11 protein-coding genes are annotated in these 17,761 nt (G+C 34.6%); all 11 read left to right on the forward strand.

The genetic code is table 11. The annotated features are described in order from the left end of the window. Positions 1 to 111 precede the first annotated feature (111 nt). On the forward strand, positions 112 to 1,536 hold the full coding sequence (locus tag ACYSNW_RS15185; protein ID WP_461745903.1) for a lipopolysaccharide biosynthesis protein: 1,425 nt from the start codon (positions 112 to 114) through the stop codon (positions 1,534 to 1,536). Between the two features lie 56 nt (positions 1,537 to 1,592). After that, a complete protein-coding gene (miaA, locus tag ACYSNW_RS15190) occupies positions 1,593 to 2,534 on the forward strand; it encodes a tRNA (adenosine(37)-N6)-dimethylallyltransferase MiaA (RefSeq protein ID WP_461745905.1) in 942 nt (313 codons plus the stop codon). After that, positions 2,518 to 3,762, forward strand: a complete 1,245-nt coding sequence (gene hflX, locus ACYSNW_RS15195) for a GTPase HflX (RefSeq protein WP_461745907.1) — start codon at positions 2,518 to 2,520, stop codon at positions 3,760 to 3,762. The genes miaA and hflX overlap by 17 nt, the downstream gene beginning before the upstream one ends. A 431-nt stretch (positions 3,763 to 4,193) precedes the next feature. After that, positions 4,194 to 4,577 carry a MerR family transcriptional regulator gene (locus tag ACYSNW_RS15200; protein WP_461745909.1) on the forward strand — a complete coding sequence of 128 codons (384 nt, stop codon included), beginning with the start codon at positions 4,194 to 4,196 and terminating at the stop codon, positions 4,575 to 4,577. 42 nt (positions 4,578 to 4,619) lie between these two features. Then, positions 4,620 to 5,960, forward strand: coding sequence for a type I glutamate--ammonia ligase (gene glnA, locus ACYSNW_RS15205; protein WP_461745911.1), 1,341 nt, complete (start codon positions 4,620 to 4,622; stop codon positions 5,958 to 5,960). 149 nt (positions 5,961 to 6,109) lie between these two features. Beyond that, a complete protein-coding gene (locus tag ACYSNW_RS15210; protein WP_461745912.1) occupies positions 6,110 to 7,162 on the forward strand; it encodes a DUF3114 domain-containing protein in 1,053 nt (350 codons plus the stop codon). Between the two features lie 383 nt (positions 7,163 to 7,545). Further along, entirely contained in the window at positions 7,546 to 11,235 is a 3,690-nt protein-coding gene (nifJ, locus tag ACYSNW_RS15215) for a pyruvate:ferredoxin (flavodoxin) oxidoreductase (RefSeq protein ID WP_461746035.1), read from the forward strand. Positions 11,236 to 11,495: 260 nt separating this feature from the next. Further along, positions 11,496 to 12,383, forward strand: coding sequence for a diadenylate cyclase CdaA (gene cdaA, locus ACYSNW_RS15220; RefSeq protein ID WP_461745914.1), 888 nt, complete (start codon positions 11,496 to 11,498; stop codon positions 12,381 to 12,383). Further along, on the forward strand, positions 12,380 to 13,522 hold the full coding sequence (locus ACYSNW_RS15225) for a CdaR family protein (RefSeq protein WP_461745916.1): 1,143 nt from the start codon (positions 12,380 to 12,382) through the stop codon (positions 13,520 to 13,522). Before cdaA ends, ACYSNW_RS15225 begins: the two co-directional genes overlap by 4 nt. Positions 13,523 to 13,624: 102 nt before the next feature. After that, positions 13,625 to 14,980, forward strand: a complete 1,356-nt coding sequence (glmM, locus tag ACYSNW_RS15230) for a phosphoglucosamine mutase (RefSeq protein WP_461745918.1) — start codon at positions 13,625 to 13,627, stop codon at positions 14,978 to 14,980. A gap of 724 nt (positions 14,981 to 15,704) precedes the next feature. Then, on the forward strand, positions 15,705 to 17,516 hold the full coding sequence (gene glmS / locus ACYSNW_RS15235; RefSeq protein ID WP_461745920.1) for a glutamine--fructose-6-phosphate transaminase (isomerizing): 1,812 nt from the start codon (positions 15,705 to 15,707) through the stop codon (positions 17,514 to 17,516). Positions 17,517 to 17,761: the final 245 nt, after the last annotated feature.

The following is a 17,761-nucleotide window of genomic DNA, read 5'->3' on the forward strand; positions in this document are numbered from 1 at the left end:
CGGTTTCAAGATTCATATTTATGCTACCTAAAACTGTTAGATTTGTTTGGTGTTTATTTAGAATATATATATAGAATGACTCAAAATTAAAAAAGTTAAAGAGGGTATTTTATGAACAATACTTTTCGATCAGGCATGATATTTACTGCTATTGGATCATACAGTATATTATTGATTCAGTTCCTAATCAATGTTATTTTATCTAGAATTTTATCAGTAGAAGAATTTGGAATTGTTGCAAATGCTCAAGTCTATTTACTGTTTTTTCAATTGATTGTAACAGCAGGAATTGGACCTGCTATAATACAAAAAAAAGATTTGAGTGAAGAAGACTATGGTATTTTATTTAATTATACCATTCTATTTTCTTTACTACTTAGTGTAGTATTCGGATTATTAGGAAGATTTGTTGCATTTTCATATCAAAATGATGATTATAAAAATCTTTTTTGGGCAATGTCAATAGTAGTTTTTTTTGAAGGAATTAATACTGTGCCAAAATCAATACTAAATAAGACATTAAGATTTAAAGATTTAAATCTTAGAGTTTGTATTTCTAGTGCGTTTGGAGCAATTTTTGGTGTATATGCTGCTTTTTCTGGTTGGGGAATTTATGCACTAGTTATCTGCAGTGCAGTTCCATCAGTTATTGCATTCATTTTAAATATTTCGGTTGTTAAACTTAAATATACATTAAGTTGGAATCCTAAACCGTTAATATCTATTTATTCATTTTCAAGAAATCAATTTTTCTTTACTTTTTTTAATTATTTATCAAGAAATGCTGATAATTTATTAGTTGGCCGTTTTTTGGGACCGACATCTATTGCAAATTATCAAAAAAGTTATCAACTTTTATCGATGCCCACAACTGTTTTTTTAGGTGTTATCACCCCGGTTTTACAGCCGATCTTATCGCAACACCAAGATAATGTTAAAATAATTCAAGAAACATTCTTTAAAATTATAAGAGTCCTATCTTTATTAGCATTTTCTTTAACTGTGTTTATGATGTTGAATGCTAAAGAAATCATTTTTTTCCTTTTTGGATCAAAATGGTATGGAGCTGTAACGCCATTCTTTATCTTATCGTTTAGCTTATGGTCTCAAATGTTGGTTGCTGTAACTAGTGGTATTTTTATGGCAAGAAATCAATCTAAAATGTTATTTATAAATGGAATTATTTCTTTTTGTATTATGATACCAAGTATTATAATTGGGGTAGGTTTTGGAAAAATTATTTATGTCGCTGTTTTTGTTTGTATTGCTAATTTAATTAACTTTTTGATATCCTATTGGTTATTGATGAATAAAGCACTGAATGGAAGATTAAGAGATGCATTGAAGCAATTAATAAAGCCTGCCTTTATTGGTGCCATAGTTGCAATTATCTTGTTTTTCACCAACCCGTTCTTAAGTTTTCCTAATTTATTTATTACGTTACTTTTTAGAGGTATCTTTTGGTTACTTGCAGTGACTATTTGTATGTATGTTTCAGGTGAAATGAAAGTGATAAAAAAATTACTTAGTGAATAATCTAATTCTTTTATCTACATTATTTATATAAAAGAGTTTAAAAAAGGATGTTCCTTATGAAAAAAGTATTAGTAATCGTTGGTCCAACTGCTGTTGGTAAAACAGCATTAAGCATTGAATTAGCTAAAAAAATCAATGGAGAGATTATTAGCGGAGATTCGATGCAAGTTTATCGTCAATTAGATATTGGAACGGCAAAAGTTTCTTCAGCAGAAAAAGCTGGAATTAATCATTATTTGATTGATTGTAGAGAAATTGGTGAGTCTTATTCAGTTTCTGATTTTCAAAAAGAAGGTCGACAGGTCATCGATGAAATTTGCGCAAAAGGAAAAGTTCCGATTATTGTTGGCGGAACAGGACTCTATGTGCAAGCTTTACTTTATGATTATAAATTAGGCAGTAAAGACGAGTCTACCGATATTCGTGAAACCTATGAACGATATGCGCAAGAAAAAGGAAATAAAAAATTATGGGAACTGTTAGCTCAAAAAGATCCGTTAGCAGCCGAAAAAATTCACTTCAATAACCAAAAGAAAATTATCCGGGCGATAGAGGTTTTTGAGAAAACAGGTCAGAGTATTTTAACTCCTAAAGTTGAACCAAAGTGTCTTTATGATTATTTAATGATTGGTTTGGAAACGGATCGTCAATTATTATACGAGCGGATTAATACCCGTGTTAATTTAATGATTGATAAAGGCGTTCTAAAAGAAGCAGAATTACTCTACAATAGTCCGCCTTCTCAAGCGAATCAGGGGATTGGCTATAAAGAATTTTTTCCTTATTTTGATGGAAGGGAATCTTATGAAACAGCAGTTGATCAAGTAAAACAAAATTCTCGAAGATATGCAAAGCGTCAATTAACTTGGTTTAAAAATCGTTTAAGTGCATCATGGTGGGATTTAATTCAGAATCCTGCTTCTCAAATGGAATTAGAAGCTGAAGTTTTAGCTTGGCTAAATAAGCCAAAAGGAGAGCCAGATGGAGAATGTAGTTGAAAAAATTATTATAGTTGGTGTGGAAACACCAAAAAATAGTGATCAATTTGATAGTTCTATGAAAGAGCTAGAAAATTTGGTCAATACTGCTCAAGGAGAAGTCGTTTTTGATTTGACACAAAAACGACCAAAAATGGATTCAAAAACATTGATCGGTAAAGGAAAACTAGAAGAATTAGTTCAATTGGTTGATGCGTATGAAGCAGATGTTGTTGTCTTTAATCATGAATTAACACCTAGACAAGGTCAGAATATTACAGAAGCAGTTGGCATACGTGTGATTGATCGAGTCCAGTTAATTTTAGATATTTTTGCGATGAGAGCTCGCTCCAAAGAAGGCAAGATGCAAGTTGAGTTAGCACAGCTTAATTATTTACTGCCTCGTTTAGCTGGACAAGGAATTAGTCTCTCTCGTTTAGGTGGCGGAATTGGGACAAGAGGTCCTGGTGAAACAAAACTAGAAACGGACCGTCGACATATTCGCAATAAAATTACTGCGATTAGACATGAGTTAAAAGAAGTATCTGCTCATCGTGAAAGAAGTAGGCAAAAAAGGCAAGATTCTGATATCTTTCAAATTGGTCTGATTGGTTATACAAATGCTGGAAAATCAACGATTTTGAATTTATTGACAACTGCGGGTACGTATTCTGAAGATCAGCTATTTGCTACATTAGATCCACTAACAAAAAAATGGCAACTCCCTCAGGGAATGGTTGTAACTTTAACCGATACAGTCGGATTTATTCAAGATTTGCCAACGCAATTAATTGAAGCATTCCAATCAACTCTAGAAGAAAGTCGCGGAATGGACTTGCTACTACACGTAGTGGATGCGAGTGCTGAGGATCGAATCCAACACGAACAAACCGTGACTAGTTTGTTAAAAGAGCTGGATTTAAGCCATGTTCCTGTTTTGACTGTATATAATAAAGGAGATCAATTGAAGGGGAATGAGTTTGTTCCAACATTATTTCCAAATGTCTTAATTTCAGCTAAAAGTAGTATCGGTAAAGAGCAGTTGACCGAAGCTATTCGAGAGAGCATGATGGAAATTATGCAACCTTATGAGTTTGAAATTCCAGCAAGTCAAGGTCATCTTTTAAGTGATTTAAAAAGACAAACTTTGTTATTAGCAGAAAATTATGATGAAGAAGCAACTGGCTATCAAGTAAAAGGCTTTGCTAAAATGAATTCTAAATGGTCCCGTGAATCTGAAGAGGAATGAATGATTCATTTAACTGTTAATTTTTAGTATTGAATATTGAATTGAGGATAATTAGTTAAAAATCAAGAGAAAAGCGATACCTCACAAAACTGATAAGAAATACAAATGGTTTGAGGTTATGGCAGAATGAGATGCGCCAAGAACCGACTAAGTACAATACTTCATTGAATCACATCGCTCTTCGGATATATAACAATAAGCGACCAATCACGAAAATGGTAAAAATACGAAAGGTTTCCATTCGATGTTGAATGATTCCTAACTGGTGTTTTTCAAATTTTTTTGATTGGTCGCTTATTTTTTGGTCAGTGGTACATAGTACATAGCAAAAAACGAATATTCAAAAACTTATGTTAGGAAACCTTACATAAACAGTTGACAAGAGAAAAAAGTACTGTTATCCTATACATATCTTAGAGAGGGGGGTGGATATGAGAGAGAAGGAACTGAGGAGATCGATGTCCGTTTTTCCAATTGGTACAGTTATGAAATTGACAGATTTATCTGCACGTCAAATTCGTTATTATGAAGAACAAGACTTGATTTATCCTGAAAGAAGTGAGGGGAATCGACGAATGTATTCTCTGAACGATATTGATGTTTTACTTGAAATCAAAGATTATTTGTCAGATGGTCTGAATATGGCTGGCATCAAACGCGTGTATGAAATGAAATTGGAAGAACAGAAATTTGGAAAAGATTCTAATAAACCATTAACGGATGAAGATGTCCGCAAGATTTTGTACGATGAGCTTATCTCGCAAGGTGGACTAACTCAACAAAATCCATTCCAATCAAAAGGACCACGGTTGTAAAAAAATTAGTAAGCTAAAAAATGAAGGGCAGGAAGGGATACTATGACAAAAAGACAAAACACAGAGGAAGACATTATACGAATTGCCGAGGAAGAAAATGTACGATTTTTAAGATTAATGTTTACTGATATCATGGGTACTATTAAAAACGTTGAAGTCCCTGTAAGCCAACTAAAAAAAGTATTAAGTAACAAAATGATGTTCGATGGTTCTTCAATTGAAGGCTTTGTTCGTATTGAAGAAAGTGATATGTATTTATATCCTGATTTGTCCACATGGATGATTTTTCCTTGGGAAAGTGATCATGGTAAAGTTGCTCGTTTAATTTGTGATATTTATAATCCTAATGGAGAACCATTTGCTGGAGATCCTAGAGGGAATTTACGTCGTATTTTAGCTGAAATGAAAAGTTTAGGTTTCACTTCATTTAACTTAGGTCCTGAACCAGAATTTTTCTTATTCAAGTTAGATGAAGATGGTGAAATTACAACCGATTTAAATGATAAAGGTGGCTACTTTGATTTTGCCCCTACTGACTTAGGTGAAAATTGTCGTCGTGATATCGTTCTTGAGCTAGAAAGTCTTGGCTTTGAAGTTGAGGCATCTCATCATGAAGTTGCTCCTGGTCAACATGAGATTGATTTCAAATATGCTGATGTGATTGAAGCTTGTGATAATATCCAAACGTTTAAATTAGTTGTAAAAACAATTGCTCGTAAACATGGATTGCACGCAACCTTTATGCCAAAACCATTATACGGAATCAATGGTTCTGGTATGCATTGTAATATGTCTTTATTCAAAGGTGAAGAGAATGCTTTCTTCGATGAAGATGGTCCAATGCAATTAAGTCAAACAGCTTATCATTTCTTAGGCGGACTTTTAAAACACGCAAGAGCGTATACTGCGGTTTGTAATCCAACAGTTAATTCATATAAACGACTAGTTCCAGGATATGAAGCACCTGTTTATGTTGCTTGGAGTGGTCGTAATCGTTCTCCTTTAGTTCGAGTGCCTGAATCTCGTGGCTTATCTACCCGTCTAGAATTACGTTCAGTAGATCCTTCAGCAAATCCATACTTAACTATGGCTGTTTTATTAGAAGCTGGTTTAGATGGAATTAGAAATGAAATTGAACCACCTGCTGCAGTAGATCGCAATATTTATGTTATGAATGAAGCGGAGCGTAAAGAAGCACATATTGAAGATTTACCATCTACTATTCATAATGCAATTAAAGAATTACGCAAAAATGATGTGATGATTGATGCTTTAGGTCAACATATTTATGCGAATTTTGTTGAAGCGAAGCGCATGGAATGGGCCGCCTTTAGACAAACTGTTTCTGAATGGGAAAGAGAACAGTATTTAGAACTATATTAAAAACAATTTTAGCAAAAATAGCAAATTTGATTAAATGAAAGTTTGCTTGACTATATAGACTGAAACGAAACGGAGTTCAAGTTTTGTTTCAGTCTTATTTCTTTAATAAAGTCTGAAAGAAATAAAACCAAATGAGGTGAGAAGTGAGAATGAATGAGAAGCAAAACTGGCTTGAAAGTGATGAGTATAAGCTCGAGAGATCTTTAAAAAAGGTCAATCAATTAAAAGCTTACGGTTGGGACCAAGCTGCAATCGATATATATATGAAGGAAACGACAAATTTAAATGAAAATGAAGCGAACATAAGTGGAATAAATCAGCAACAATTTCTAGTTGGATCACAATTATATGAGAAAATGTTTAAGGCAAGTCAATTAGCAAATAAAGCTAAAATTCAGTTGGTGATAGGCCAGTTAGGAATTGGTTTCGATGAACATCATGATTTGGTCACTTTTCAGAAACCTGATTTTTATTTTGATCCGATGATGCCACCAGGGTCTTCCTTTTTAATTGAATTTGCTCAAATCATTCAACAGGCTTATCCAGATGGATTATTGACTCAAAAAGAAGATAAGCATTTGTCAAAATCAAAACTAAGGAAAAAATATCCGCTAGAAACAATGATTCATCAATTTCGACACCAAATTGATCAACACAATATTAAATTTATTGAAACCTATCGTCGAGAGAAGAAATTGAAGACAGATGAATTAGCTATTAAAGAAGTATTGGTTGGAAAGTGGTTTTATGCGGATCCTCAATACCACAATCGAGCTTTATTGGGAATCGATATCGAAAATCGAGACCTAAAAAAACAAAAACGTGTAATGAATATTTTCGGTTGGATAAAAAAATTACGTAGACATGGATTCAATCGTAAAATTTTATCAAATGATTATCATAGTGAATTTATTATAGATGAATCAGGTATGTTGATTAGCCAGTGGAGGAAAAAATCAAATGAAGAAAAGATGTATGCGATTGAAATGCCTATTATGAACGGAGAATCTTTTAATTATGGTGAACGCCCTGCAGGAGATAAAAAAAGAAGTCATCACTTTTTAGATGGTTTGCCGGCACATTATTTTGATTCAACTAAGAGGAACGAAATCAAAAGTCGATGGATTTCACCAGATGATACATTTATTTACCAAATTACTCGTCGCTTATCGGAAAAAGGAATTCGTTTCAAACGAAATTAACTTTTTTAATAAGAAGTTTGTGAATTTTATTCATTATTCTATAAAAAATCAAACCAACTAAAGTGGTGAATGAGTCAAAAGTACAAAACACTTTTGTTATAATCTCTAAAATCGAATAACTAGTGGGAGCAGAAGCAACTCCTACGGAAATAAGCGCTAATTCACAAAAATTAGAAAATAATTTTCATGTGTTATCGCTTCTTTTTGAAGTTAAATCCCTCTGTCCCAGCTTCTTCTTTTCTTTTATTTCAAAAAGAAATTATGATAAGTCTGTGAAAAAAATCTTCAGAATGTTTCAAAATCAAGATAGTTCCGTTATAATGTATAAGAATATGCGTGCAACTATTCTAATATAGATAAATAAAAGGAAGCGAACAATGATTATGCGAAGAATGAAAACAATGGATGGGAATACAGCAGCTGCACATATTTCTTATGCTTTTACTGAATTGGCAGCAATTTACCCAATTACGCCAAGTTCAACCATGGCGGAACTTGTTGATCAATGGTCAGCCGAAGGAAAGAAAAATATTTTTGGTCAACCTGTAAGAATTGTAGAAATGCAATCAGAAGCTGGAGCAGCAGGTGTGGTGCACGGCTCCTTAAAAACAGGTGCTTTGACAACAACTTATACAGCATCTCAAGGGTTATTGTTAATGATTCCAAACATGTATAAAATTGCAGGAGAATTGTTACCTTCTGTTTTTCATGTGGCTAGTCGTGCGATAACGACAAATGCGTTAAATATTTTTGGAGATCATGGAGATGTGATGGCTGCTCGACAAACTGGTTTTGCGATGTTGTCAGAAAGCAGTGTTCAAGAAGTCATGGATTTATCTGCTGTTGCTCATTTAGCATCAATTGAATCAAGTGTGCCGTTTATTAATTTCTTTGATGGCTTTCGAACTAGTCATGAAATACAAAAAATAGAAGTATTGGATTACGATGAACTTGCGCCTTTAATCAATCAAGAAAAGTTGGCAGAATTTCGCCAACGTAGTATGAATCCGAATCACCCGTCAGTTAGTGGGATGAATCAAAATCCTGATATTCATTTTCAACAACGTGAAACCGTTAATAAATATTATGAAACGATTCCTGCAATTGTGAAAAAGTATATGGGCGAAATTAATCAATTAAGAGGGACCAACTATGATTTGGTTACTTATTATGGTGTTGAAGATGCAGAAGAGGTCATTGTATCTATGGGGTCAGCGGCTCAAGCAATTGAACAAACGATTGATTATTTAACAAAACAAGGACGAAAAGTCGGTTTCTTAAATATTCATCTCTATCGTCCTTTCCCGATTGAGACATTTTTAGCAAAAATGCCGAAAACAGTTAAAGCAATTGGCGTTATGGATCGTACAAAAGAACCTGGCGCTGGCGGTGAACCATTATTATTAGACGTTCAAAGTGCGATGTATGAATCTGATTTACGTCCAATGATTATCGGCGGACGTTATGGATTAGGATCAAAAGATGTTTTACCGAATCAAATTGTCGCTATATATAACGAATTACAAAAAGAAAAGAAAAATGTAAAATCACGGTTTACAATTGGAATTGACGATGATGTGACTTATACTTCCTTAGATGTGGGACCTGCATTAGATTTAACCAATACGACTACTTATCAAGCGAAATTTTGGGGCTTTGGTTCTGATGGAACGGTTGGCGCAAATAAATCGGCGATTAAAATTATTGGAGACAATACCGATAAATATGCACAAGGTTTCTTTTATTATGACTCGAAAAAATCAGGTGGACTAACTGTTTCGCATTTGAGATTTGGGGAGCAAAAAATTCGTTCTACTTATTTGATTGAACATGCTGATTTTGTTGCCTGTCATACAGCTGCCTATTTAAATACGTATGATTTAGTAAAAGGGTTGAAAAAAGGTGGCATTTTCTTACTGAATACTATTTGGAATGATGAACAATTAAATCGCTTTTTACCTAACAAATTAAAACGTTATTTAGCTGAAAATGAGATTCAATTTTATACTATTAATGCGATTCAATTAGCTAGTGAAGTTGGTTTAGGTGGACGGATCAATACTGTGATGCAAACAGCCTTTTTTAAATTAGCTAACATTATGCCGATCGAAAGTGTATTGCCTCTTTTAAAAGAAGATGCCCTGAAAAGTTATGGAAAAAAATCAATGAGTATCGTTGAAAAAAATATTCAAGCAATTGATCGTACCATCGAACACTTGCATCAAATTGAGATTCCAGAAGCATGGAAGTCTGTTGAAGTAAAACCGAGAAAACGAACAGAAAATAGTTCGAACTATATTCATGAAATCGTGGAACCTGTAAATAGACAGGAAGGAAATGAACTTTCAGTTGGTACACTAGTCAGAAATGGGATGACAGATGGCCGAATGCCTTTGGGGACGACTGCAGTTGAAAAACGTAGTGTGGCTATTGAAGTACCTGAGTGGATTAGTGATCGTTGTACGATGTGTAATGAGTGTGCTTTTGTTTGTCCGCATGCGGCAATCCGTCCATTTTTAGCGGATGAAGAAGAGATGACTGAAGCTCCTGAAGGCTATATTGTCAGAGAAATGCGTGGCACTGATGGCTTGAAGTATCGAATTCAAGTTTCTGTGGAAGATTGTACTGGGTGTGGTCTTTGTGTTGAAGCTTGTCCAGCTAAAGGGAAGGCTTTAGTGATGAAGCCATATGAAGAACAAAAAGCAGAAGCAATAAACTGGGCTTTTTCAATGACGTTAAAACAAAAAGAAAATCCAGCTAAACCGAATACAGTCTTAGGCACGCAATTTAACAAACCTTTATTAGAATTTTCGGGAGCTTGTTCTGGTTGTGGTGAAACGCCTTATGTAAAACTATTGACACAAATGTTTGGTGACCGCATGATGATTGCTAATGCAACGGGTTGTTCCTCTATTTGGGGTGCAGCAGCACCGGTTGCTCCATATACAACAAATGATGAAGGACAAGGACCAGCTTGGTCGAATTCATTATTAGAAGATAATGCAGAATTTGGTTATGGGATGTTTTTAGCAAGTCAAACTCGTCGCGAATATTTAGCCGAAAAAATGCAGGAAGCGTTATCTACCGTATCTTCTTCTTTAGCGGACTTGATGAAAAATTGGATTGAGCATATGTATAGCGGAGAAGGCAGTCAACAACGAGCTGCAAAATTGAAAGCTGCCTTACTTGAAGAAAAAGCTGGAAATCCATTATTAGAAGAAATCTATGCAGATAATGATTTGTTTGTGAAGAATAGTCAATGGATGATTGGCGGAGACGGCTGGGCTTATGATATTGGTTATGGTGGGATTGATCATGTGTTAGCGAGCGGAGCGGATGTCAATATGTTAGTCTTGGATAATGAAGTTTATTCAAATACTGGCGGTCAAACTTCTAAAGCAACTCCTGCTTCTGCTATTGCTAAGTTTTCTGCAAGTGGAAAATATGTTTCTAAGAAAGATTTAGGAATGATGGCGATGACTTATGGCAATGTCTATGTTGCTCAAATCGCTTCTGGAGCAAATCAAATGCAGACGATTAAAGCGTTTGAAGAAGCAGAACGTTTCCCAGGTCCATCATTAATTATCGCTTACACGCCTTGTATCGCTCATGGACTCGCTGGAGGTATGAGCAAAACGTTGCAAGAAGCAAAAGAAGCGGTCAACTCTGGTTACTGGTCGTTGTATCGTTATAATCCGGAATTAAGAGAAAAAGGTAAAAATCCAATGACGTTGGACTATAAAAAACCTACATTTGATGAAATGAAGGCCTTTATGCGTAAACAAGTTCGTTTTTCTTCATTAGAATCAATGCAGCCAGAATTTGCTGAAAAATTATTTGATAAAACAGTTGGTGATGCGAAAAAACGTTTTTATAATTATGCACGACTAGCTGGTCAAGAAGAAAAAATTAAAGCGAAATTAGAAAAAAAGGTATCAGATGAAGTTACAGAAGTGACAATGGAAAAAACTGTGAAAGAGAAAAAAGCAAAACCAGTTGATTTAGAAGCACAAGCTAGAAGAGCTGCCAAAAGAGCAGAGCGTGCAGCAAAACGAGCTAAAACAGAAGAGTAATAAAGAGTTAAAATGGTTTATGTAGAGTGAGATAAAAAAAAATGATAGCAGACGAGCGACCGCAAAATTATTTTTATTTTGCTAGTTGCTCGTTTGTTTAACTATTGAGTGTTTTGGAACTAATTTTATCCATTTTTTTCTGTAATTTTTCAGTAAAAAATTCTGTAAATTTTTCTTTCTTTCGGATTTCACTTCTGTAATCAATGAAAAGAATATGGTATACTTGAAAAGAATTCTTCGAAAGAGAAGTGATGTATATAATGTCTTTTCAACTTAATCAATTATTCAGTTTAAATTATTGGCAACAGTTAATTTCTACAGATTTTTTTTCCAAAGACTTTATTATTAATATTATAGATATTCTTGTGGTTTGGTACCTTGTTTATAAATTAATTATGTTAGTGAGAGGAACAAAAGCCGTTCAGCTGTTTAAAGGTGTGGCTATTTTTATTTTCATTCGTGTTTTAAGTGATATTATTGGCTTGCATACTTTGTCATGGCTTATGAATCAAGTAATTACGTATGGTGTGATTGCTGCAGTCGTTATTTTCCAACCAGAGATTCGACGTGGTTTGGAGCATTTAGGGAGAAGTTCTTTCCTAACACCATCAAGAGGAGAGCAACAGGAAGATGAACGGATGATTTTAGCTTTTGATAAAGCGATTCAGTATATGTCTAAGCGGAAAATTGGAGCATTAATCACCATTGAAAGAAATACTGGTTTAGACGAATATATTGAAACAGGGATTGATTTGGATGCCGATATTACAGGCGAGTTATTGATTAATATTTTTATTCCTAATACTCCTTTACATGATGGTGCTGTGATTGTTAAAAATGAAAAAATTGCAGTTGCTAGCGCTTATTTACCACTTTCTGAGAGTACCTTGATTCCTAAAGAGTTTGGGACTCGCCATCGTGCAGCAGTTGGGATTAGTGAGGTGAGTGATGCAATCACAATTATTGTGTCAGAGGAAACGGGTGAAGTTAGTTTAACCTTAAATAATGAGTTGCTTTCACATTTATCTCAGGAAGAATATCTCAAAATTTTACGAGAAGAATTAGTTCCTAAGAATGAGAGCAAAGATAAAAAGAATCTTTTGCTACACTTTATTGAAGGTGTAACGAAAGGGGCGAAGAAAAAATGAGAAACCTTTCACAAAAAAAATGGTTTTCAGGAATTTTGGCGTTATTATTTGCGCTACTTCTTTTCTTTAATGCAAATGCTCAAGGAACAATCCCAAGTAATCTAGGCAATAATCAAATTTATGATGAAATGATTTACAACGTTCCAGTTCAGCTTGAATATGATAAAGATAAGTATTTTGTTTCAGGGTACGAAGAGACAGTCAATGTTCAGTTAAGCAGTGCCAACCGAATTCAATTAAATAAAGAAGTGAATGAAGATACTCGAAGTTTTCAAGTCGTCGCTGATCTTACTAATGTACCTGTCGGAACATCTGAAATTCAATTAAAAGTTAAAGGCTTAAGTAGTGCAGTCAATGCAACCATTGAGCCTCAAACGATAACGGCAACGATTGAAAAGAAAGTTTCAAAGACATTTAAAGTTGAAGCGCAATTGCCAAATTCGGTAGAAGCTGAAGGATATAAAGTTAATAAAATAACCGTAGATCCTAAAGAAGTGAAAATTACTACTGGTGAAGAGACGCTTAAGGCAATTGATCGAATTGTTGCTCCTTTATCAAATGTGAAACAATCGGTAGACACTATCAAACAAACTGTTAATGTTCAGGCAGTTGATAAAAATGGTCAAATGTTGACGATTGAAAATCCTGCTCCTCAAGTTAGTGTGACCGTAGATCTAACCGTTCCAAGCAAAGAGGTTTCCTTGCGGGCTGTCTCATCAGGCGATATACCAAGTGGCATTAATAGCTTTTCTTTTGCTCTTTCTGAGTCCAAAGTCGAAATTAGAGGCCCAAATTCGGTATTGAGTTCAATTGAAGCGCTCGATGTACCTGTTGATGTGACAGATGTACGAACAACTACAAAACAAACGGTCAAGATACCAACAAGCGAAGAATATGTTGTGACACCAAGTGATGTTGAAGTTACGATTACACCGCTATTTATGGATTCACAAAGCAGTTTTTATTCGGATGGCTCAAGTTCAAGTTCAAGTAGTTATACTAATGGAGAGCAGACAACAAATCCTACATCTACAACTGAACAAGTAGAGCAAACGGGTAGTTCCAGTTCTTCAACGACTGTCCAAAGTTCTCCAGAAGATACTGGCGAACCAATTATTGAAACTGAAAAAAATGAGTAGAGAGAAGTCTATTACTCTGTGGAAAGATTTTTAGTGAGATAATGATAATAAATAACGATATATTGAAAATAAATGGATAACTTGCAGAGGAGAATTATAAGCATGGGGAAATATTTTGGAACAGATGGAGTCAGAGGAATTGCTAATAAGGAGTTAACGCCAGAATTAGCGTTTAAATTAGGAAGATGTGGTGGATATGTATTAAGTCAACATGAAGATTCAACAACTAAACCTAGAGTTTTAGTAGGGCGCGACACAAGAATTTCAGGTCAAATGCTTGAACAGGCATTAGTTGCTGGTCTTTTGTCTGTAGGGATTGAAGTGTTTCAATTAGGTGTGATTTCAACTCCAGGAGTCGCTTATTTGACGAAATTACAAAAAGCTTCTGCAGGTGTTATGATTTCAGCTTCACATAATCCAGCAGAAGATAATGGCATCAAATTTTTCGGCTCTGATGGATTTAAATTAGTAGATGAGCAAGAATTAGAGATTGAGGCTTTATTAGATGCAGAAGAAGATACGTTACCTCGTCCTTCTGCTGAAGGTTTAGGATCGCAAGATGAATTTCCAGAAGGTTTGTTGAAGTATTCGCAATTTTTAGTGCAAACAATTCCTGGTGATTTAGCTGGATTAACAGTTTGTATTGATGCTGCAAATGGAGCGACAACAACTTCGGTCAATCGATTATTTGCTGATTTAGAAACTGATTTTTATACGATGGGTACAACACCGAACGGCATGAACATTAATGATGGTGTAGGTTCAACGCATCCTGAGAAACTAGCTGAGTTTGTTGTTGAAAAAGGTGCGGATGCAGGATTAGCTTTTGATGGAGATGGCGATCGTATCATTGCAGTTGATGAGTTAGGAAATATTGTTGATGGTGATAAAATAATGTTTATTTGTGCCAAATACTTAGCTGAGAAAAAACGATTGAAAAAAGATACAATTGTCACAACGGTCATGAGTAATTTAGGCTTTAGAAAAGCTGTTGAAGCAACTGGATTAAAAGATGTTATCACACAAGTTGGTGATCGCTATGTTGTTGAAGAAATGCGCAATAATGATTACAATTTTGGTGGAGAACAATCTGGACATATTGTATTTTTAGATTATAACACGACTGGTGACGGTATGTTGTCTGGTATTCAGTTATTGAACGTAATGAAACAAACTGGCAAAAAATTATCAGAACTTGCGGCAGAAGTAACCGTTTATCCACAAAAATTAGTGAATATTCGAGTGTCAGACAAAAATGGCGCAATGGATGTTCCGGCAATAAAGAAAATTGTTGAAGAAATGGAAGCTGAAATGGCTGGAGATGGCCGTATTCTTGTTCGACCATCTGGAACGGAGCCTTTATTGCGTGTTATGGCAGAAGCGCCAACAAAAGAAAAAGTTGATTATTATGTCGATAAAATTGCAGATGTTGTAAAAGCTGAAATAGGTATTAATTAATATAATAGCATTATTTATTACTCAAAGAAATTGGCTGAGCATTACAGAAATCTTTTAAGATTTTTGTGATGCTCAGTTTTTTTAACTAATAGATTTGATAGGCTTACTCATTTTTAAATCGGAAAGGTTAAGTTATGAAATGGTTGCTTATTTTTGCAGAAATTGCTTGTGATATTCCCACCTATTTTGACTTATAAAATAGCATTTAGGATTGGAACATTGGATGAAATTATTATTGTTCTGTGTAATAAAGGACTTTTGAACAGCTGCTAGAAGATAAAAAGCGATTTTTACTCGATTCTCATTCATTATAATTAGTTTTATACAATTTTTGTTATAATTATAATTGTGTATACCAATTTATTTATTTTTTGAATTGGGTTGACAGAAAATAGTTTGTTGTTGTACACTTATTGAAGTTTCTGTTATAAAAAAACGGAAGGAGATATATATACCAATTTTTGGATAGCGCCAGATCTGTGAAAGCAGATGACGAGGAGAGAGTTTATCGAAAATGTTCGGCGGATGGCTCTAGGGACTGCACTCTAAAAACTAAAAGAAAAACTAGTTGTGAAATTAGAACAAAAATTTAGTTACGCAGAACAGAAACGAGAAAAATAAAAAGAATTGAATAAATCGTTCATTTTACCGGATTATTAACTTATTTAAAGTTTAATTGATGGAATAATAATGATTTTTCTTAAGAAAGTAGGAAATTAAAAAGATGTGTGGAATTGTAGGAATAGTAGGAAAAGATAACGCGACAGCAACGTTGGTTCAAGGGTTAGAGAAATTAGAGTATAGAGGATATGATTCGGCTGGGATTTTTGTAACTGGAAATCAAAATCAAAGCTATTTGATTAAATCTCAAGGAAGAATTGCTGATTTACAAGAGAAAATCACTAAAGAAGTTAATGGAACCGTTGGAATAGGCCATACACGTTGGGCGACTCATGGAAAACCTAGTGAGCGCAATGCCCATCCTCATACATCAAGTAATCAACGCTTTATTTTAGTTCATAATGGAGTGATTGAAAATTTTGAAGAAATTAAACAGGAATATCTTCAAAATGAAACGCTGCTAGGTGAAACTGATACAGAAATCGTGGTTCATCTTGTTGAATATTTTTCAAACAACGGGTTAGCTACTAAAGAAGCATTTAAACAAGCGATTGGTGTTATTCAAGGCTCTTATGCGTTCGCTCTAATCGATAAACTTAATCCTGAAGTGATTTACGTTGCGAAAAATAAAAGTCCTTTGTTAATTGGTTTAGGAGACGGATTTAATGTGATTTGTAGTGATGCGATGGCAATGCTCCAAGAAACGAACCATTTTGTTGAGATATCAGATGGTGAAATTGTAACAGTTAAATCTACGAGCATTGAAATTGAAGATGAAAAAGGCAATGCAGTTTATCGCGAATCATACGAAGCTCAATTAGATTTGAGTGACATTGAAAAAGGAACATACCCTTATTACATGCTTAAGGAAATCGATGAACAGCCCGCTGTTATGCGTAAAATTGTTCAAGCCTATACACAAGCTAATGGTGAAACAATTATTGATGAAGAAATTATCAATAAAATCAAAACGAGTGATCGAATCTATATTATCGCTTGTGGTACCAGTTATAATGCTGGCTGGGTTGGAAAAAACAGTTTAGAAAAATTAGCTGGAATCCCTGTTGAAGTACATCTTTCAAGTGAATTTGGTTATAATATGCCGCTTTTATCAAAAAAACCTTTCTTTATCTTTTTAAGCCAAAGTGGCGAAACCGCAGATAGCCGCCAAGTGTTGGTACAACTGAATAAAAAACAGTTGGCATCATTAACGTTAACTAATGTACCTGGTTCAACATTATCTAGAGAAGCTGATTATACGTTGTTATTACATGCTGGACCTGAGATTGCGGTAGCTTCTACTAAAGCTTATACTGCTCAAATTGCAGTTTTAGCTGTATTAGCTAAAGCGATTGGCGATGCTAAAAATAACCAAGAAGCTCTTGAATTTGATGTTGCGCATGAATTAAGTGTCGCAGCTTCAGTAATGGAGACCATCATTGACGATAAAGCGTCGATTAGTGAATTAGTCGAAAAACAGCTTGAAGCGGCTAGAAATGCGTTTTACATCGGTCGTGGAGTTGATTACTATGTATCAATGGAAGCGGCTTTAAAACTGAAAGAAATCTCTTATATTCAAGCTGAAGGATTTGCTGCAGGTGAATTAAAGCATGGAACAATTGCCTTGATTGAAGAAAATACGCCAGTATTTGGCATTATTACGGATCAGAAAACAGCGGCTCATACACGTGGAAATTTAAAAGAAGTTGAAAGTAGAGGGTCACGTAATGTTGTGATTGCGTTAGAATCATTGGCTAAACCGACAGATCAGTTTATCATACCTGATATTCATTCATTATTAACGCCTTTAGTAAGTGTTGTTCCCACTCAATTAATTGCTTATTTTGCGACATTGCAACGTGGCTACGATGTTGACAAACCAAGAAATTTGGCAAAAAGTGTAACCGTAGAGTAGGAAGAAAGTATGAATCAGAAGAATTGTAAGTAATTAGCTTATTTCATTATTGATAGTAGTAGAGGTTGGGACAAAAGTGGTTAGCTCTGAGAAATAAGAAGGAATTTCCGAAAATTGTTCTTCAAATTTTTGGTAAATTTCGGCTTATTTCCGAAAGAGCTACTTTTGCACCACCGTTTTTTCGGTTTTAAAAGATAAAACAAAAGTGATTTTTACTTTTGTCTCATCCACGTCAAAACTTTATT

It is taken from the genome of Enterococcus sp. LJL99 (assembly GCF_054871725.1).